We start from the raw sequence: 19,325 nt of genomic DNA on the forward strand, positions 1-19,325 counted from the left end.
CTCCCGGTATTACCCAACAACGAAGTTTACAAGTTTCCCTGGCACTACAATGACTTTCTTGATAGTCTTTCCAGCAATGTAGCGCTGTGCTAGCTCAGACTCACGGGCATAGGTTTCCAGTTCTTGCTGGCTAGCTTGGGCTGGCACTTGAATTGTACCGCGAGTCTTACCCATAATTTGAATCACTAGCGGAATTTCATCTACCACTAATGCGGTTGGATCAGGAACACACCAAGGCTGATGGTGGATGGAATCGGTATGCCCTAATCGCTGCCACAACTCTTCGGCAATATGGGGTGCAAATGGAGCCAACAACTTCAACAGGGTCTCAATTCCTTCTCGATAAACAGGTGAGGTCTTGCAAGTAGCATCATTAAGAGCATTGCTCAATTTCATCAACTCCGAAACGGCTGTATTAAATTGATACTCTTCTTCCAAGTCTTCTGTAATCTGCTCAATGGCATAGTGAATGGCGTAGCGCAAGTCTTTCTCATCGTGATTCAGCGCCTGAGCCTCAGCGGTTTTTTGTACAGACGCACGATCGCCAAACTCGCACACCAAGCGCCACACCCGATTTAAGAAACGAAATTGCCCTTCCACATCCGCATCATCCCATTCCAGATCTTTTTCCGGCGGGGCTTTGAATAAAATGAACATACGAGCGGTGTCTGCGCCATATTTACCCAATACATCGCCGGGATCAATGCCGTTATACTTCGACTTTGACATTTTTTCAAACACCACTGTCAATGGTTCACCAGTAGCTGGATCGGTAGGGTTTGACAGATCGGCAATTTGACTGGGAGCAACATACTTCCCAGTGTTGGGATTTTTGTAGGCGGCTGCCTGCACCATCCCTTGCGTTAGAAGACGCTTGAACGGTTCATCAAAGTTGAGTAAGCCTCGATCGCGCAACACTTTGGTGAAAAAGCGCGAATACAGCAAGTGTAAAATTGCGTGCTCAATGCCCCCCACATATTGATCTACGGGCATCCAATCATTGGTTTTGGCTGGATCAAACACCTGCTGATCATTGCGAGCATCGGGGTAGCGTAAGAAATACCACGATGAACAAATAAAGGTGTCCATCGTGTCAGTTTCACGGCGGGCGGGTGTACCGCAGGTGGGGCAAGGCACGTTAATCCAATCTTCTAGTTGCGCCAAGGGCGACGGCCCGCGTCCCGTAAATTCTACATTTTCTGGTAGCAACACCGGCAATTCAGCATCGGGAACAGGCACCGTACCACAGCTAGAGCAATGCACTACTGGAATTGGACAGCCCCAATAGCGCTGACGAGAGATTAACCAATCTCTAAGGCGGTAGTTGGCTGTTCCCTTGCCTTTGCCATTAGCTTCTAGCCATTGCACCGCCGCTTCCACGCTTTGCCCCGAACCTTTGCCAGTCATTACGCCATCGAGCGGCCCAGAATGCACCATTACCCCTTCGTGGGGGTAGGCTGCGGTCATGGTATCTGCGTCGATCGTCTCATTGGTTGGTTGCACTACCACCTTGATCGGCAGATTAAATTTCTTGGCAAACTCAAAATCGCGTTGATCGTGAGCCGGAACCGCCATGATTGCGCCCGTACCATAGCCCATCAGCACATAGTCAGCAATCCAAATGGGAATTTTTTCGTCGTTAACTGGATTGATGGCGTAGCTGCCCGTCCATACGCCTGTTTTTTCTCGATCGTCTGCGGTGCGATCGATTTCATTCTTGGCTGCCGCTTCGGTGCGATAGGCAGTCACAATCTCAGCTTGTGACTCAGTGGTCAATTTCTCAACTAGCGGGTGTTCGGGAGACAGCACCATGAAGGTTGCTCCCCACAAGGTATCAGGACGGGTTGTGAACACGGGTATCGTTTCTCCCGTCTCGGTTTGAAACACTACTTCGGCTCCAGTAGATTTGCCGATCCAGTTTTCTTGCATCAAGCGGACTCGCTCCGGCCAGCCGTCTAACTGATCTAGGTCTTGCAGTAGTTGTTCAGCATAGTCAGTGATTTTGAGGAACCACTGTTTCAGCAGTCGTCGTTCTACCATCGCGCCCGATCGCCACGATCGCCCTTCACTGTCCACCTGCTCATTAGCTAAAACAGTTTGGTCAATCGGGTCCCAATTCACTGCTGCTTCTTTTTGGTACGCCAACCCGGCCTTAAAAAACTCTAGAAAAATCCACTGTGTCCAGCGGTAATAGTCTGGCGAGCACGTCGTGACTTCCCGCTCCCAATCGTAGGACAACCCCAACCGCTGCAACTGCGCCCGCATTTGCGCCACATTCTGGTAAGTCCACTTGGCTGGATGAATGCCCCGATCGATCGCCGCATTTTCCGCTGGCAGCCCAAAGGCATCCCACCCCATTGGATGCAGAACTCGATAGCCTTGCATTCGACGCACTCTAGCAATGACATCGGTAATTGTGTAGTTACGGACATGCCCCATGTGCAAATTGCCTGATGGATAGGGAAACATGGACAATGCATAGAACTTGGGCTTGTCGGTGTTGTCAGGTGTACGATCGCTGCCTTCAGCCAGCCACGTTTGCTGCCATTTTTCCTCAATTTCTGCCGGATTGTAGCGGGACTCCACGAACGGAACTCCTGTCAAGGTAAATAATTAGGGATGTTTCTACACCATTCTATAAGTTGTTCGGGATTGGTTGATAAATTCTATGGATCTAGGCTCTACTGTAGCTCCAGCCCGTCTCAAAGTTTTCGTGTATGGAACCTTAAAACCGGGTCAGTGCAACTACGATCGCTACTGTGGCCATGCAGTGGTGAACCAACAGGTGGCGATCGTGTATGGACAGTTATTTGATTTGCCGTTTGGCTATCCAGCCCTTACTCCCGGTCCCGGAGTTGTTCACGGTGTTGTATTGGAATTTGCCGATAATAATGTACTGACTCAACTCGATGAACTCGAGGATTATGATCCACAGCGGCCAATTGGGCAGAACGAATATGTGCGAGTACTAGTCAAAACGTTTAGCCTTCAGCATCAGCCTCTCGGTGAAGCGTGGGCTTATCAGATGCCGCTCGAACAGGCTAAACGTTTTGGAGGAGTCCGACTTCCGCACGGATACTGGCAAGGGCGCTGAATGAATCCTCAAACCTACTGAACGCCATCAGTTCCGGGGGACACCGAGTCTGAAATGGCTGCTTTAGGAATTTCAATCACAGGTCGATCGAGGGCAATCATCAGGCCGTCATGGGGTAAGGCATTGGAGGTGATGCGGTGGGTATCTGGAGATTGAGCGATCGAGGGCACTAACTCTCCACCGGAAAAAGTACTAGCGACGGCTCCAACAAATAAGGCGGCAATCGCCATTCCCCCCCACAGGGCAGTCCGCTTCGGGCGACGCTCTAACCGAGAAATGACCTCGACGGCAACCTGTTCAACGGGCTGTTCAGGAGCAGGAACTGGCAGCATTCGCACGCCTTGCCGCAGTTTCAGCAATCGAGCATGTAACCGTTGCATTGTTGCATCCGTCGCTAGCCACTGTTCAACTTGGCGACGTTCATCGGCCGAAACTTCTCCGTCTAAGTAGGCGCTGAGTAGTTCAAATCGATCGCGCTTTAGGTTATCAAGGGTGTTTGGAGAAGACTGATCCCACCGGCGACCCGGTTCGTCATCTGGTAGAAGAGGGCTATAGTTATCGCAATCGTCAAAGTTAGACATTTTTAGGATCTCTAGTGTTTTAGAGGCAAGATCAAACAACAAAAGTCAAAGTTGGAAAGCGGTAGTTTGGTTGTAGAGCCAAGAACGCAGGAATCCGTAGTCACCATGACATCCTCAGCGCTCAACAAGCTGTATTGCGATACACAATAGGCATTGAGCCGCTGTACGCTCAAACCCTGCATCCAGAATAGCGTAGCTGCCTTTTGGATCAATCTCTGCTAACTCAATCTTCTAGATAAGTTTGTAATTGATACTGAAGCCGTTGGCGTGCTCTGGCAATTCTGGATTTGACGGTTCCTAAAGAAACCCCGGTAATTTCAGCAATTTCTTCATAGGACATCCCTTCGATTTCTCGCAATACGATGGTAGTTCGGAATACTTCTGGTAAATCGGCGATCGCTTCTCGGAGTTGATCATAGAATTCTTGAGTAATCATCTCCTCGGCTGGGCCCGGATCATCGGAAGCAATTTCCCAATCTATTTCTCCATCCTCAACATTCAACGGCGCATCTAGCGATAGAGGGGGATTAACCCGCTTACGCTTGCGCAACTCGTCATAGAATAGGTTTGTTGTGATCCGGCTCAACCAACCACGAAATTTAGCAGGTTCTTGCAAGCGTTTAATGTTTCGATAAACCCGAATCCAGACTTCCTGAGCCAAGTCTGCCCGATCTGTCCAATCTGGAGCAAGGTGATATAACACCTTCTCTACATGGGGATGATAGCGGCGAATCAGTTCTGAAAACAGCGCTTTTCCAGGACGCACCCCAGCTTGACACTGCAAGATTAGGTCATAGTTGGAGAGTTTGTTGGCTTGAACCAGCGAGGCTTGAGGAGCAATCGCCTCAACCGCTGACCAAGATACAGGAAGAGATTCACTACTCATTGACAGAACTTGACTGTGAGGGATTCCGTTTCTGAATGACGCTGACATGGGCGAGATGTTCCCTTGCAATTTCAAAGGTTTTCAAACAGGATGGGCGACTCATAAACGGGATTTGCTTGAAAGTTATACCGTTATTACTGAAAGGCGACCTTGAAGTTGCGCTCATTTCAGGTCGTCTACAAATGCGGTTGAGTACCATCCGGAAAATCGGTAGAGCGACAATGAAGTCTCATCAAGGGCTTACCTAAGCATGGGCTTTAGATGAAATAGATTACTACTCGATAGCAGAGTCAATACGGATTCGATTCAAACAGGGGCAAGTCCAACAGCATTTTGGGCTGGAGAACCCTTGCGAACATCCTCCGATTGGGCCATCCTTTCATCGGTATTCCTCTGATGTGAATTTAAAACGTTTAGAAAGCACTGAACATTACACCTATTCAGAATAAGTTGAAAATTGTGGGTCAGCTAGTGACTGTGGACAGTCATTGTCGCTGCACATGCTGCTCATCCAGACCGCAGCAGTAATCGAAGCGCTAAGCCTCAACCTTTCGTTCTGTCACCAGTGTTAAGCTAACCCAGCCACCCTTGGCATCATAGCGGCGAATCATCCGCTGCCGTAGATTCTTGGCAATCAACCAGCCAGCTTCTAGAAAAAAAGGCTCTCCCTTAGGGATAGTTAATGGGGTATTTGATGACGCGCCATCTGGCAATAGCAGCAGTTGAATCGGATAATGTCCTTGCTGAAAGCGCACGATCGACCCTGCAATTTCTCCTGTAGACACGAGTTCCCATTGGGGCGTGGTTAGCTGTTGGCGTAGCAAATTGCCCTCCCGATGTACCTGAAGTGATGTGACATAGCCCTCAGGCGTACGCCAATCGGGATAGAGCGTGATGGCTGTTCCTTGCCAATTTCCCAACAACATTTCCACTGATAGAGGTGGACGTTCAGTCTTTGGAGTATGCTGCCGATGTTCACGAATTAGCGTTAAGCGAGAAAAATGACCGTCTTTATCGAACAGTTGCACCAACCGCAAGCGACGATCGCTTTGAATAAAACCAAGCTCAGCCCCAAACTCAGAGAAGGGAGCGAACTGCATAGAACCTTGTGAAAAGGCCCCATCGGCAAAGAATAATGTGCTTCGACTGAGCGAACTGTACTCTAATACTTTGTTCTGAACCAGTTCGCCTGTTGCCAGAGAAAACAACTGAATAGTCTGTCGGATTGTTTGGTTCTCGTTCAACCCTTCCAACGTGACTAGGGTGGGTGTGTCTTCTTGCAACACTCCTTGCGGCGAGAAGCGCGAGAATGAACCTTGCCAAGCTCCCAGATTTAGGAGTAATCGTTCCCATTGAGATGTTGACGCATCAAGTGACATAGTTTTGCAGCTTGGTCTGAGACAAAAAATAGATCAAAAATCAACTAGATCAAAAAAACGACGTTTTTAGGTGTAAGGAACCCAAAGCCGGTACAATAAACCTCTGTTTCATTCCTTTTCAAACCGTTAAATTCTCTCAGGTTTCATGCGTTAAACATTATTAAATCCATGAATTTTTTTGGACTTTTGTGGGCTGTATCTGCACTGAGTAGCTTCTTATTTCCCCAGACTACCCCACGGCTTCTCGAAGATTTTAGTAAAGCCACTTCGGGGCGCACGGTTTCTCTAGTTAAACCCGTTAATGTGGCTGTGACCCACGATCGCTCGCGGTCTTCTCTTCACGCAGGGTCAGTGCAACAATTTTCTACTTCACAGACTTTTTCGCAATCGAGTGCTCAATCGAGAGCTTTTTCTTCGTTTGCTTCTTCATCATTTGCTTCAACGCTGAGAGCTGTGAAATCGTCCGCTTTTCTGGCAGTTCTTAGGTCAAACTCAGTTGCCTCGATGCATGAAGCATCCCTAATTCACTCAGATTTAATGCAACAGTTCATTAACGGCTTGTTGCGGCGATCGAACACAATCCGAGATTTGATTGGGCAAATTACTCCAACTGTCACCATTACCATCGCTGATAACCCCTGTGCTGCTACTCAGCGCTCTCAACGACCGGGTTGGAGATTGTGGCCCTTGGGGAACAATCTCCATCAGTCTCAGTTAGAAACGGACAATTTTGCTCACTGTACTGGGTTGTGGCAAACGGATTGGTCGCAGCCAGAACCCATTCAGCAGGTGTTTCAAGTTCGCCTGCGGGGACATGTCATTGCAGAAGCTCCAACCTACGTCGAGGCAGAAGCGATCGCTCGACAACTGTATCAAGTGCTGCGACAACCCAGCTTTACACCGTATCACTTAGTTCCAGCGATTGTGAATGGCTTGCCCACGGGCAAAGCAGGTGATGCTCTAGTATTTTCCATTCAACGCGATTGGGCGACTTTGCTCGATCGCAATCCGGAGCTATTAGCCATTCAGTGGACAAATAATTTGCGGACGGCCCTCAACGTCCCACCGCTATCGTTGGTGGATGCTCAAAGCCAAATGTATGGACTAGTGCCCACTGATCGTCAACTTGTAGGGGTTGCCTCGTGGTATGGTCCTTACTTTCATGGGCAACTGACTGCGACTGGTGAAGTGTTTCATCAGCATGAACTCACAGCCGCACACCCATCGTTGCCCTTTAACACCTACCTAAAAGTGATCAATCAGCTAACTGGTAAAACTGTGATTGTTCGCGTCAACGATCGTGGCCCGTACTTTGAAGACCGATCGCTCGATCTGTCCCTAGAGGCAGCGCGCTGTTTAGGCAGTGAAGTGAAAGGAATTGTTCCCTATGAAGCCGTGATTATGGAAAAAGCAGACCTTGCCCAATGGCACCAGTCTAATCAGATGACTGCAAGTTCTATCACTGGGACTCAATCTACTCAGTCAACGTGGCTGCAAGGACTATTAGCTAGACAATCAGACTCTACCCAGCCTTATTAAATCCAAGTTTGAAATGAATGACAGACTTCCAAACTGGCAGTGGCTAGGAATGGGTGTGAGATGGCAACACGATATGACGTGAACTGTCGATGCTTAACCATCCCTCTTCCTGCAACTGACTGAGTAAACGCGTGACAGTTACTCGGGTTGTGCCGATCGCATTAGCAAGCTGTTGATGGGTTAAACGCACACTTAATCGAGTACCGCTAGCCGTAGGCTGTCCCACCTCCTGCTTCAGCAACATCAGCAAATGGCGCAAGCGCTCTTCTACCCGACGATATCCCACCATCGCTAAAACCGCCTCAGTTTGCTGTAATCGGCGTGCTAGATGCCGGAAAATTCCATGCGCCAGCATAGGAGATTGTTCAATTTCAACCAATCGCAGCCGCATCAAATCCACATCAGTCAACGCCATGGCCTGATAGGGGCGAATCGACGAAAGCGGTAATCCGAATGGCATCGACGGGCAAGCTAACCCCAATAGCGATTCATCGCCACTGTCGTACAGCGTTCCCAACTGCACTACACCACGACAGACCACTAGAATTTCATCCGATAGCATTCGAATCGACTGACCGCTCCTGTAGGGCTGTAGATTTCGTCCCCTGTATAGCTCCTCCAGCAGTTGACGTAGATCGGGCTGTGGAGTTGCCTCTAGGGACTGAGAATGGAGCATAACGATCACGGGGCGAATGTTTTCCTCTTTACCCTAAACACCCAAGCTAAAGAAGGGGTAATCGCAAGATTATGAAAACACTATTAACAGATTTAAGTTTGGTTAAGAAAAGAGTGAATCGGTACATTGATAGCTAGACAGATAATTCATGCCATCCCATTCCCGACCCTCGATTCCCGATTCCCAAATCTCAACTGGCGATGTTCTACTCCACTCCTCCTTGCAAACACCGAATTGCCTCTAACATTCCCCGCGCCTTATTTAGTGTTTCCTGATATTCCCGATCGGGTTCTGAATCCGCCACTAGTCCGGCTCCTGCTTGCACACTCACAATCTGCTGCCCATTGGGCTGTCGGCGCACTACCATCGTACGGATTGCGATCGCCGTATTCAATTGTCCCTCAAAGTCGTAGTAACCATACGCTCCCGAATATACACCGCGACGGCACGGCTCTAGGTCATGAATAATTTGCATCGCGCGAATTTTGGGCGCACCGCTCACCGTTCCAGCCGGAAAACAGGCTTTCAGCAGTTCCCAGGCGGTTTTGTCAGGAGCTAACTTGCCCACAACATTGCTGACGATATGCATGACGTGAGAATAGCGTTCAATCACCATTAATTCGTCCACCGTCACGGTTCCATTGGCACAAACGCGCCCAAGATCGTTACGTCCCAAATCTACCAGCATGACGTGTTCTGCCACTTCTTTCGGATCTTGCAGCAAATCTTCGGCCAACGCAGCATCTTCCTGGGGAGTTTTGCCCCGAGGGCGAGTTCCAGCGATCGGTCGCACCGTTGCCACCTTACTTCCATCCTGCTCGGGTGACAAATCGGCTTTTACCATCACTTCAGGACTAGAGCCAATAATCTGCCAGTCTTGAAAGTGGAAATAAGCCATGTAGGGGGAAGGATTGATTAACCGCAGCGATCGATATAAGGCAAACGGATCACCGCTATAGGTTGCCGAAAGCCGTTGCGAAATCACAACCTGAAAAATATCACCTGCACGAATGTGGGCCTTGGCCTTTTCCACATTGGCGCAAAACTGTTCTTTCGTGAAATTACTAGTGTAAAAGGGAATTGGAGGTTGACCAATTTCCACGCCTTCTCTGTTCTCTACCCCTTGTTCCCTCCCCTCTGTTCCTGGTGGTGTCCATTGCAACACAGCATCTCGACTGGGAACGGGAGTTTGCAACTTATTGACTAGCTGACGAACTCGCTGACAGGCTTGATGGTAAGCTTGCTCTAAATCAACCTGTGGATTGCGTAGATCGGCATAGGCGATCGCCCAAATCTTACGTTTGACCTGATCAAAAATCAACAACTGATCGATTTGCATCCACAATCCATCAGGTAGATCTGTTTCATCAGGTGGATAAACTGGAACACACGGCTCAATCCAGCGAATTAGCTCATAGCCCCAGAAACCAAATAAACCGCCAATTCCTGGAGGCAGTTGCGGTAACTTTACCGGATGAAACGGCTCCAAGCAAGCCGACAACGCTGTAAACGGATCGCCATCAAATCCCTGCGTTGAGCCATCTCGGTAGGTTTGCGTTGTACGATCGCCCCGTGTTTCAAGCACCCACAAGGGATCACAGCCCAAAAAACTATAGCGTCCTAGATTTTCGCCCCCTTCCACCGACTCCAACAAAAAACTATAGGGCTGACCCGCACAAACTTTGTACCAAGCCGAAACAGGAGTGTCAAGGTCAGCAACCCATTCTTGATAAACCGGAATGAAATTACCCTGCTGGGCTAGACAAACGAATTGATCAAAGGTTGGAGAAATCATACGTATGGTTGGATGTGGGCTTAGGCTTAAGTAGTCTACCATTCCCCCTTCCTCCCATCAGTTCACCCCATTGCAGGATGAAACTTCATCGAGATTGCGCAAATATAAAGGTCAATTACGATTAAATTCATCTACACTAGCTAAGGATAATGATTCAGTGAACTCTACAGCAACCCGTCAGCTACACCGGCCGAGTGGAGTAGAAATACTGAAGAGCGGTAATTCTGTTCTGCTTACTCTTGAGTCAGATAGCTCTGAGCATCAAACCTGGAGTAGCTAAGTTAAGTGGCTAATTGCTGAATCCAACCGGAAACAACAAGTTTCCTATCGTATCCATCTAAAGTGGCTCAATCAATTAGTTCATTGAAATGTGCCCCGACTTTTTCAACTTCACAAACCATTCAGTTTGCTGACTCGACCACCTAATTCACTTTTTGCTCAGCCCTCCATCCCTCACCACGAGTTTCAGTTCAATCCTATCCCTAAGATAGTTGCCCATCTATACCATCTCCAGTGGGAGACACAGACACAATGAGAGACTTTGTTTTAGACGCCCCAAACGAAAACCGCTACACCTACTTTGTTGCCTATTACGGAAAAGATTTTCAAAAGCAAACAGCAGTGCTAAATGTTAGACATGATTTCACAGACTCAATTCAAGACCTACACGTCAAAATTCGATCGCGCATCAATGAAGTCTTAGGACTAGAAACGCCTTCCTGCTACCACATTCTTGCTCTTGCCGCTCCAGAGGTCATTCCGGTTTAAGGTAGAATCTCATTAGACTTGTCTGTACGAGACTCAGAAGGCACAATCAATACGCCCAATACACCGATGTGACCGAGGTCAAGGTGGCTATTGCTGAAGAGATTCGCTCAGCTTCGAGGAGAGAGGAATATCAGAGTTATCATTAGTAGTCCGGGAGTGTTACACCGATAATCCTAATTTGAGGATTCTCCCTTATCCGTTTTGATCTCTAGACTCTCGTTGGAGTTTGATTGTGTCTCAAACAAATTTTGATTTTTTGGCAGAAACCGATCCTCTTGTTGCCGATCTGATTCAGAAAGAACTTCAGCGTCAACGGGATCACTTAGAGTTGATTGCTAGCGAAAACTTTACCTCTCCAGCCGTGATGGCGGCTCAAGGTTCGGTTCTCACCAATAAGTATGCCGAGGGCTTGCCAAAGAAGCGGTATTATGGCGGCTGTGAATTGATTGACGAAATTGAGCAAATTGCGATCGATCGGGCGAAACAGTTGTTTGGTGCAGCCCATGCCAATGTCCAGCCTCACTCAGGTGCGCAGGCGAACTTTGCGGTCTTTTTGTCCTTGCTGGAACCTGGTGACACGTTCATGGGCATGGATTTATCCCACGGTGGACACTTGACACATGGATCGCCTGTCAATGTGTCGGGCAAGTGGTTCCAAGCTTGTCATTATGGAGTGAACCAGAACACCGAGCAGCTTGATTATGATGAAGTTCGCGAACTGGCGCTCAAACATCGCCCAAAACTGATCATCTGTGGCTATTCGGCTTATTCGCGCATCATTCATTTTGACAAGTTCCGGGCGATCGCCGATGAAGTTGGGGCTTATTTGATGGCCGACATCGCTCACATTGCGGGACTAGTGGCTACTGGACACCACCCTAGCCCCATTCCCCATTGTGATGTTGTCACCACTACCACGCACAAAACGCTGCGGGGACCTCGAGGAGGGTTGATTTTGACCCGCGATACCGAACTGGGCAAAAAGTTTGATAAGTCTGTGTTTCCGGGTAGCCAAGGTGGCCCTCTAGAACATGTGATTGCCGCTAAAGCCGTGGCATTTGGGGAAGCCCTACAACCTGAGTTTAAAACTTACTCTGGGCAAGTGATTGCCAATGCTCAAGCTATGGCCGCTCAACTGCAAGCGCGAGGCTTGAAAATTGTTTCCAATGGGACTGAAAATCACGTGATGTTGGTGGATTTGCGATCAATTGGCATGACCGGAAAAGTAGCCGATCAGTTAGTTAGTGGCGTTCATATCACAGCCAATAAAAACACCGTTCCTTTTGATCCAGAATCGCCTTTTGTTACTAGTGGTTTGCGCTTAGGCTCCCCTGCAATGACGACACGTGGTATGGGTGTGACAGAATTCACCGCAATTGGTGACATCATTACCGATCGATTGCTACATCCAGACGACGAAACGATTGCGCAAGATTGCCGTCAGCGAGTAGCTAATCTGTGTACTCAATTTCCACTGTATCCTCATCTCACCATTCCAATTCCTGCATTAGTTTAAGGAACAGGGTGGCAATGCTGTCTCAAGGCTGAAATTGAGGTTAACCCTACCCCAATCTTAGGAATACGAGAGTCGGCATTGCCTACTATATGCAAGTAACGGTGTTTGAACAGTTTGGTAATAACTAGATATCATCAACGGCTCCAGACATTCTTACTGCCAATGAGAATGAATGAGGGAATCATGCCATCAGTTTGCGGCTTTTTCTTCTCATTCGATTGAAATAAATTAAGTAACATTCTAGTGTAACCACCGTGTCTAGACCCGCTCTCCCTGATATAAGCTTCTTAGATTCAAGTTGTGATTCCTGTTCGTTACTACGTTTGAATATCAACTCTGGAATTTAAGGGTATCCCGATGACGCTCTATTCCTGAACAGCTTGCAAGCTCAATCTAGTACTCTCTAGATTTCTGCAATGACAATTTCTGCAATGACAATAGAAACAACCCACAAAAGATAGAATTTTACATATCAGTAGCACTCTTTATCAGTACGCGCTGTGCAGGCTAGTGTAGAAGCAAATCTCATCATCCCATCAATCGCATGATATCCTAGAAATATCTTTAGGTTTTCACCGCTTGGTGTCTGTCCTATGAACTATAGCTATGGCGTACTAGGGAGGTGTCCCTCCTAGGTTTGTGGGTAGTATAGTTTAGGCCAGGCGTTTAGACGAGCATCTGCCTGTTCTGACTCCTGAATTGGCTCAGAGTTTATCCAGTACGACCAGCTTTTGATTGCTGAAAGAATCAATCAAATGGGTTAGTAACCGAAGTGATGGAAGCTCAGGGAAACAGCCTAATTCAGTTGGCAGGTCGGCTTTTCACAAAAATTGGAAGCCTCGGCAGAAGTACGTTGATTCTTATCCAGAGCACCTTTCATGCAGACTGCTGCTTTTAGTGAATTATTTCCCTTGTTTAGTGCCGCTAGCCCGGAGACGATCGAATGGCTTTTGTCAATTACGGTTGAACACGAATATCCGGCAGAACGAGTCGTGTTAATGGAAGATGCTTGGGGAAATGCAGTCTATTTTGTCGAATCGGGCTGGGTGAAAGTCCGTCGGCATGTAGGGGATGACGTTGTAACGCTAGCAATCCTGGGACGTGGTGATTTTTTTGGCGAGATGGCAATTTTAGATGAATCGCCTCGTTCAACGGATGTTGTGGCATTGTCATCTGTGCGCTTGTTGAGCATTTCAGCTCAACGATTTATTCAAACGCTATTTAAAGATTCTCAGCTTCACCATCGTATGTTGCAACTGATGGTGAAGCGTTTGCGGCAAACTAACTACCGCTTTCAACTGCGGCATCAGCCTCCGGCTATTAAACTGGCTAACACGCTTGTCTCATTAGGAGAAAACTACGGACTGCCTTCCGAGCACGGGACGGAGATTTTCAACATTCCTCATCGCGATTTGGCTGATGTGAGTGATATTACACCCGATGAAGCCCTGAAGATTATGGATAAATTGCACAGTAAGGGCTGGATCAAAATTGATACCCATCGTCAGGTTGTTTACCTAGTCAACATGCGACAGCTAACACATTTAGCAGGCAAAGTTTGATGATGGAAGTTGCTTAAAAAACTCCCTGTTGAGAGTTGTTAGCTGTGAGTTGTTAGTTGGGGATGTTTAGAGGCACAATACCCAAACAACCCATTCATTGCCGAGCAGCCAACAACTAGAAATGACAGAAGCTACTCAAGTTCGACCGCAATCGTTATCTCGCACTGCTTTAGACATCCACTATTACGTCTCGATGCCTCAACCTTCCTCTCACTTGTTTGAGGTGACGCTACAAATTAAAGGATGGCACGCAGACGTTTTGGATTTGAAGATGCCCGTTTGGACACCGGGTTCTTATCTGGTACGAGAGTATGCTAGACATCTCCAAGAATTCCAGGCAGAAGGAGAGCGATCGCTGAGTTGGCAGAAGCTGAGTAAAAACCATTGGCAGATTGCAACGCCCGCAACCAGTGATATTACGGTACGCTATCGTATTTATGCGAACGAACTAACAGTTCGCACCAACCATCTCGACTCAACCCATGCCTACTTCAACGGCGCAGCGTTGTTCTTCTATATTCCTGGCTTTGAGCACCATCCCTTGCATGTGACGATCGTGCTGCCCAAACCGGAATGGCGAATTGCGACCCCGCTACCCTCGGTTGCGTCGGAACCTAACACCTTTGAAGCCATCGATTTTGATACCTTAGTCGATAGCCCATTTGAAGTAGGGTTACACTTTCACTGCGAGTTTGAAGTTTTGGGGAAACCGCACGAATTCGTAATTTGGGGCATGGGCAACGCCGAGCCAGAGCAAATTGTGGCTGATACTCAGAAAATCATTGAAGTCGAGGCGGCGCTGTTTGGGGGATTGCCCTACGATCGCTATTTATTCTTATTACATTTGGCGACCCAAGGGTTCGGCGGACTAGAGCACAAAAACTCTTGTTCACTGATCTATTCCCGATTTGGCTTTCGCAATGAAGAGCGCTACTATCGGTTTATGCAACTGGTTGCGCACGAATTCTTTCATCTGTGGAATGTGAAACGGATTCGACCCAAAGCGCTGGAAGTCTTCAACTACGAGGGGGAAAACTACACACCGTCGTTGTGGTTTAGCGAAGGTACAACCAGCTATTACGATTTGGTCTTGCCAATGCGGGCTGGTATTTATGATGCCCGGACATTTTTGAAGAATCTAAGCAAAGAAATCTCTCGCTACTTGACCATTCCCGGACGACACATTCAAGCGTTAAGCGAATCGAGTTTCGATGCTTGGATCAAGCTCTACCGCCGCGATGCGAACAGCGATAATTCCCAAATTTCCTACTATCTCAAAGGAGAGATGGTGTCACTACTGCTGGATTTGCAAATTCGCTCGAAGTTTCATAACCAGCGATCGCTGGATGATGTGATGCGGCAAATGTGGCAACAGTTTGGACAGCTTGAAATTGGCTTTACCCCGGAACAATTGCAAACGGTGATTGAATCAGTAGCAGAAGAATCCTTGAGCGATTTCTTTCAGCGCTATCTGCACACTACTGAAGATCTACCGTTTGATTCATATCTCACTTTGTTCGGACTGCGGCTTCAACCCGAAGACAACCACCATCTGCCTCCTTTCCTAGGTCTCACCGCCAAATCAGAGAACGGACGTGAAATCATCAAATTTGTCGAGGTGGGGTCGCCTGCACAACAAGCTGGTCTTGATTCGGAGGATGAATTGCTCGCCATTAATGGACTGCGAGTCAAAGCCGCTGAGTTGAGCGATCGTCTGCGGGATTTTTACCCTGGTGAACTCATTTATATTTCTGTATTTCACCAGGATGAGCTATGTACTTATCCCGTTACGTTAGGGGAACCTCGCCCTGCGTCCTACCAATTAGTTGCCGTTGAATCGCCGACTTCAGAGCAGCAGCAAGCGCTGGAAGGATGGCTGGGTGTTGCTTGGGATAAGATGTGGTTGTCGTAAGCAGGACTTGGGAATTAGGGATTAGGGGTTGGGGGTTAGAGGCAATGTCTCTAGCTTTTGTCTAATCCCGAATTCCGCATCCGTCAGTTATCGCCCCGACTGTAATCGCACTGCTGTACCGCTGGCTGTAATCAGCAACAGCGCTCCCGACTGATCAATATTCACCGTTCCGGTATCAATTTCAATGCCCAACACGGCATTAGCGCCCAAGCTGGCGGCTCGCTGCTGCAATTCTGCCAGGGCATCGCGATGGCCGCGTTCAAACACTCGCTCATAGCTGGCAGTACGACCACCGATGATGTCGCGAATTCCGGCAAAAAAGTCTCTCAGGGCGTTTGTTCCATAGACGACTTCTGCCGTGACGACGCCTAAGTAAGCTTCGACAACGGCTCCTTGGATGACATCAGTTGTTGATAGAATCATCTATTGTCCTTACACAATCTTACGCTGTTACCCTAGATGACCTTACCATTCCCACGACTGACTGTACATAAGCCTGCATCTAAGCAATCGGTCTGGCTAAGTGTTTGCTTGGGAGGAGCCGTCATCATCTCACCTCAGATGGCTCAAGCTCAAATAGTTTCGCATCCAATTGCCCCTGATGTAACTATCCAGCCTCTCGTTGCTCGGAATCGAGTTGCCCCAACTATTGCCCAAAATAACGACGATCGCCTCAATGAGTTACTGAAGCAAGGGCGAGAATTGGTAGACGCAGGAAATTTAGCAGAAGCGATCGCGGTGTATGAAGAGGCAGCCCGCCTAGAGCCAGACAATGCCCGAATTTTCTCGGCGATCGGTTTTTTGCAAGCACGACAAAACAATTTTCAAGCCGCCGTTGAGTCGTACCAGCAGGCTGTGTCCCTAGAGGGCGACAATGCTGATTTCTACTATGCGTTGGGCTACAGCCAAGCCAACTTGGGGAACTATGCCGGGGCGGCTGATGCGTATCGTCGGGCGGCTCAACTCAGTCCTAATAATATCGAAGCGTTGCTGGGGTTGGGGGTGGTGTTGGCGCGGCAGGAAAACTATGCCGGGGCGATCGAGGTCTATCAACAAGTGCTGCGGCAACGGCCAGATGATGCTCAAATTCACGAATTTATTGGCTCGGCCTATCTCCAGGAAGGACGATACGAGGATGCCCTAGCTTCACTACAGCGAGCGGCGCAATTATCACCTCGGCGTGGCAGCGTGCAACTAAACTTAGGTGTAGCGTTGCTGAATTTGGGAGATACTGCGGCTGGAATGGCGGCCCTAGAACGAGCGGCCCAGTTTGAACCGCGCAATGGGTATATTCACTTGCAAATTGGCGATATCTATCGACTACAAGGAGATTTGCCTAGAGCACTGCAACAGTATGAGCGAGCCGTTTCGGTACAGCCAAGCCTAAAGGAGGGGCATGCGGTCTTGGGTGAGTTGTATCTAGAGCAGGAAGACTATTTGCGGGCAATTGTTGCTTATCGGGAACTGATTGAATTAGCTCCAGAAGATGCTGATGCTTATTATCACCTTGGACTAGCGCTGAAGGGACGCAATCGTACGGCTGAGGCTCTGAATGCTCTCCAAACCGCCCGGACTCTTTATCAACAGCAGGGCAATGCTGAAGGGGTTGATAAGGTGGAGACCGCGATCGATGACATTGATTAATGATTGAGACGACATCGATTAAAACATTAATGAAGTTGATAGAAACGAAGGTAGAGATGGCTTCAGGTTGAAATCTACTTCTGAGATTAATTTCCGGGCTTAATAAGCTTGAACCTTGATCGGCCCTTAACGGCTGAATCAACGTCCGAACGGTGGACTGTGAGACCGATCGCCAACGAATTAAGCTATAGAGGTTAAGCGGGGCTATCTAGTCGTTATGTCCATTGTTGTACACTCATCGTAGGACTTGCGATTGTGAAATGTTTCAGTCATTGAACAAGCTCCCTCCCCTCGTTAGTTGGGGGCTGCTGTTTCCCATTATTTTCCTGAACGGTTGGCTCTTGCTCGTTTTGGCGCAGGAGCTACAGCCCTTGCTAAGTATTTTGATCAGCGCTACGCTGCTGGCTTTTTTGTTAGACTATCCGATTCGATTTTTGGTCGATCGGGGCGTCAGTCGCGGCATCGCTATCAGTCTAGTGCTGCTGGTGTTTCTGTTAATTCTGGTAGTGTCGGGCGTGTTTCTGATTCCCCTAATTTTGAAACAAGCCAATGAACTGTTGACCAAATTGCCGGAGTGGATTAAATCAGGTCAGCAGCAGTTGATCAGCCTAGAGGATTGGGCCATTGCTCAGCAGTTACCGATCGATCTCAGCACGACGATTAATCAACTGGTGGCACGACTGACAACCGGATTGCGCGCCCTCACTAGCCAAGCCTTCAGCATTGTATTTGGAGCGATCGGCAGTGTCGTTAATGTGTTTCTGACGTTAGTGTTTACAATCTTTTTGGTGCTGCGCGGCGAAAGCCTGTGGGCTGGCATTTTAGGATGGTTTCCGCCTCAGTGGAACCTACGTATTCGCGAGTCGTTGCCCGAAAACTTTGAGCGCTATATTGCTGGACAAGTGACAATGGCGACGATTGTTGGCATTGTACAAACAACCACGCTGGTCATTTTGCGGGTTCCCTTGCCACAACTGTTTGGCATTGGCATTGGCGTAGCAACGCTGATTCCCTTTGGCGGAACTGTCACTATTATCACGGTTAGTTCTCTGCTAGCCCTGCAAAACTTTTGGCTGGGCTTTAAAGTCTTGCTAGTGGCCATAAGCATTAACTGGGCGATTGAAAATATTTTGGCGCCGCGCATTGTAGGCGAACTGACCGGACTCAATCCCGTCTGGATGTTGATATCACTGGATCTGGGTCTGAAATTAGGGGGCGCGTTGGGGCTAGTGATTGCTGTACCGATTGCCAGCTTCATTAAAGCCACTGCTGATACGATTCGCAACAGCCGATCGGGGTCTTCGCTGGTCTTGGTGACGGGAGACCCTCCCGCAGTGGAAGAACAACCCGTTGGGCGATCGGACGAGTGAAGAACAAATCGGTTGAGGCGCGACGTACTGACCGTTAGAAGTATTTTGAACTAGTACGCAAACTACTCTAGAGTGAGACCGCTACGCCATTTGCTGCTCTGTGGGCATTATCGAATCAAGTGATGAACTTGACAGCGAACTCAATAGCGCCAATAGCGTCGGCCTTTCCAAAAAATGCCCACAACAACTCCAATTAGCAAAAATCGACCAGGTGTTACTAAATTTACCGGCAAGGGCAACAGCGACTTGAGGAAAAACGCAACCATGACACACAACACCAGCGCCCACAGGATGCCTGTATTAATCACAATTTGAGGATACACGCGCTCTAACCAATACACGGCTAATGCACCCACTCCAACGGCCATTGCAAAGAAGACGATCGCACCAAGTAACGGAGAAAACAACACTGCAAACACCCCTTGCAGCGCTGGTACAAACTGGTAGCTCAGGGCTAATCCTAATTCCAACAGAAAGGTAATTAGGGCCGTTGCTAGAGCGGTTAAACTCAACGGCAGCCAGGGTAAGTACTTAAGACGTTGGAGAGGATTACGCATGGGGAGGGATTAGAGGTGGGGGATTGGGGGTGGGAATCAAGAATCA

16 protein-coding genes are annotated in these 19,325 nt (G+C 48.4%); 8 read left to right on the forward strand and 8 right to left on the reverse strand.

Going from position 1 to position 19,325, the window contains the following annotated elements; translation table 11 throughout:
- Positions 1-9: 9 nt before the first annotated feature.
- Positions 10-2,586 carry a leucine--tRNA ligase gene (gene leuS / locus OXH18_RS24140; protein WP_268610084.1) on the reverse strand — a complete coding sequence of 859 codons (2,577 nt, stop codon included), beginning with the start codon at positions 2,584-2,586 and terminating at the stop codon, positions 10-12.
- An 82-nt stretch (positions 2,587-2,668) separates the two neighbouring features.
- Here leuS and OXH18_RS24145 point away from each other — a divergent pair, with 82 nt between their 5' ends.
- Positions 2,669-3,094, forward strand: a complete 426-nt coding sequence (locus OXH18_RS24145) for a gamma-glutamylcyclotransferase family protein (protein WP_268610085.1) — start codon at positions 2,669-2,671, stop codon at positions 3,092-3,094.
- 14 nt (positions 3,095-3,108) lie between these two features.
- On the opposite strand, the gene OXH18_RS24150 is transcribed toward OXH18_RS24145, so the two are convergent.
- The 3 genes from OXH18_RS24150 to OXH18_RS24160 form a co-directional block, all read right to left on the reverse strand.
- Positions 3,109-3,675, reverse strand: coding sequence for an anti-sigma factor family protein (locus OXH18_RS24150; protein ID WP_268610086.1), 567 nt, complete (start codon positions 3,673-3,675; stop codon positions 3,109-3,111).
- Positions 3,676-3,898: 223 nt separating this feature from the next.
- A complete protein-coding gene (locus tag OXH18_RS24155) occupies positions 3,899-4,561 on the reverse strand; it encodes a sigma-70 family RNA polymerase sigma factor (protein WP_268610087.1) in 663 nt (220 codons plus the stop codon).
- 536 nt (positions 4,562-5,097) lie between these two features.
- Positions 5,098-5,940, reverse strand: a complete 843-nt coding sequence (locus OXH18_RS24160; RefSeq protein WP_268610088.1) for a DUF3598 family protein — start codon at positions 5,938-5,940, stop codon at positions 5,098-5,100.
- Between the two features lie 504 nt (positions 5,941-6,444).
- Here OXH18_RS24160 and OXH18_RS24165 point away from each other — a divergent pair.
- Positions 6,445-7,479 carry a septal ring lytic transglycosylase RlpA family protein gene (locus tag OXH18_RS24165; protein WP_268610090.1) on the forward strand — a complete coding sequence of 345 codons (1,035 nt, stop codon included), beginning with the start codon at positions 6,445-6,447 and terminating at the stop codon, positions 7,477-7,479.
- A 43-nt stretch (positions 7,480-7,522) separates the two neighbouring features.
- Here the strand turns inward: OXH18_RS24165 and OXH18_RS24170 are convergent, their stop codons facing one another.
- Positions 7,523-8,155 carry a Crp/Fnr family transcriptional regulator gene (locus OXH18_RS24170; protein ID WP_268610091.1) on the reverse strand — a complete coding sequence of 211 codons (633 nt, stop codon included), beginning with the start codon at positions 8,153-8,155 and terminating at the stop codon, positions 7,523-7,525.
- A gap of 205 nt (positions 8,156-8,360) precedes the next feature.
- Entirely contained in the window at positions 8,361-9,950 is a 1,590-nt protein-coding gene (trpE, locus tag OXH18_RS24175) for an anthranilate synthase component I (protein ID WP_268610093.1), read from the reverse strand.
- 531 nt (positions 9,951-10,481) lie between these two features.
- On the opposite strand from trpE, the gene OXH18_RS24180 reads away from it, so the two are divergent.
- The 4 genes from OXH18_RS24180 to OXH18_RS24195 all read left to right on the forward strand — a co-directional run bounded on the left by OXH18_RS24180 (position 10,482) and on the right by OXH18_RS24195 (position 15,708).
- The gene (locus OXH18_RS24180) at positions 10,482-10,718 is read left to right on the forward strand and encodes a hypothetical protein (RefSeq protein ID WP_268610094.1); all 237 of its coding nucleotides are present in this window, start codon (positions 10,482-10,484) and stop codon (positions 10,716-10,718) included.
- A gap of 232 nt (positions 10,719-10,950) precedes the next feature.
- Entirely contained in the window at positions 10,951-12,234 is a 1,284-nt protein-coding gene (glyA, locus tag OXH18_RS24185) for a serine hydroxymethyltransferase (RefSeq protein WP_268610095.1), read from the forward strand.
- 878 nt (positions 12,235-13,112) lie between these two features.
- Positions 13,113-13,796, forward strand: coding sequence for a Crp/Fnr family transcriptional regulator (locus OXH18_RS24190; RefSeq protein WP_268610096.1), 684 nt, complete (start codon positions 13,113-13,115; stop codon positions 13,794-13,796).
- 121 nt (positions 13,797-13,917) lie between these two features.
- Positions 13,918-15,708, forward strand: a complete 1,791-nt coding sequence (locus tag OXH18_RS24195; RefSeq protein ID WP_268610098.1) for a M61 family metallopeptidase — start codon at positions 13,918-13,920, stop codon at positions 15,706-15,708.
- A gap of 87 nt (positions 15,709-15,795) precedes the next feature.
- Here the strand turns inward: OXH18_RS24195 and OXH18_RS24200 are convergent, their stop codons facing one another.
- Positions 15,796-16,131, reverse strand: a complete 336-nt coding sequence (locus tag OXH18_RS24200) for a YbjQ family protein (protein ID WP_268610099.1) — start codon at positions 16,129-16,131, stop codon at positions 15,796-15,798.
- Positions 16,132-16,167: 36 nt separating this feature from the next.
- On the opposite strand from OXH18_RS24200, the gene OXH18_RS24205 reads away from it, so the two are divergent.
- Positions 16,168-17,352, forward strand: coding sequence for a tetratricopeptide repeat protein (locus tag OXH18_RS24205; RefSeq protein WP_268610100.1), 1,185 nt, complete (start codon positions 16,168-16,170; stop codon positions 17,350-17,352).
- Between the two features lie 260 nt (positions 17,353-17,612).
- Complete coding sequence (locus tag OXH18_RS24210) at positions 17,613-18,722, forward strand: AI-2E family transporter (protein ID WP_268610101.1); 1,110 nt, start codon at positions 17,613-17,615, stop codon at positions 18,720-18,722.
- Between the two features lie 140 nt (positions 18,723-18,862).
- On the opposite strand, the gene OXH18_RS24215 is transcribed toward OXH18_RS24210, so the two are convergent.
- Positions 18,863-19,279, reverse strand: coding sequence for a hypothetical protein (locus tag OXH18_RS24215; protein ID WP_268610102.1), 417 nt, complete (start codon positions 19,277-19,279; stop codon positions 18,863-18,865).
- Positions 19,280-19,325 lie beyond the last annotated feature (46 nt).

Origin of the sequence: Thermocoleostomius sinensis A174, assembly GCF_026802175.1 — a bacterium.
In the GTDB taxonomy this organism is placed as follows: Bacteria; Cyanobacteriota; Cyanobacteriia; order Elainellales; family Elainellaceae; genus Thermocoleostomius; species Thermocoleostomius sinensis.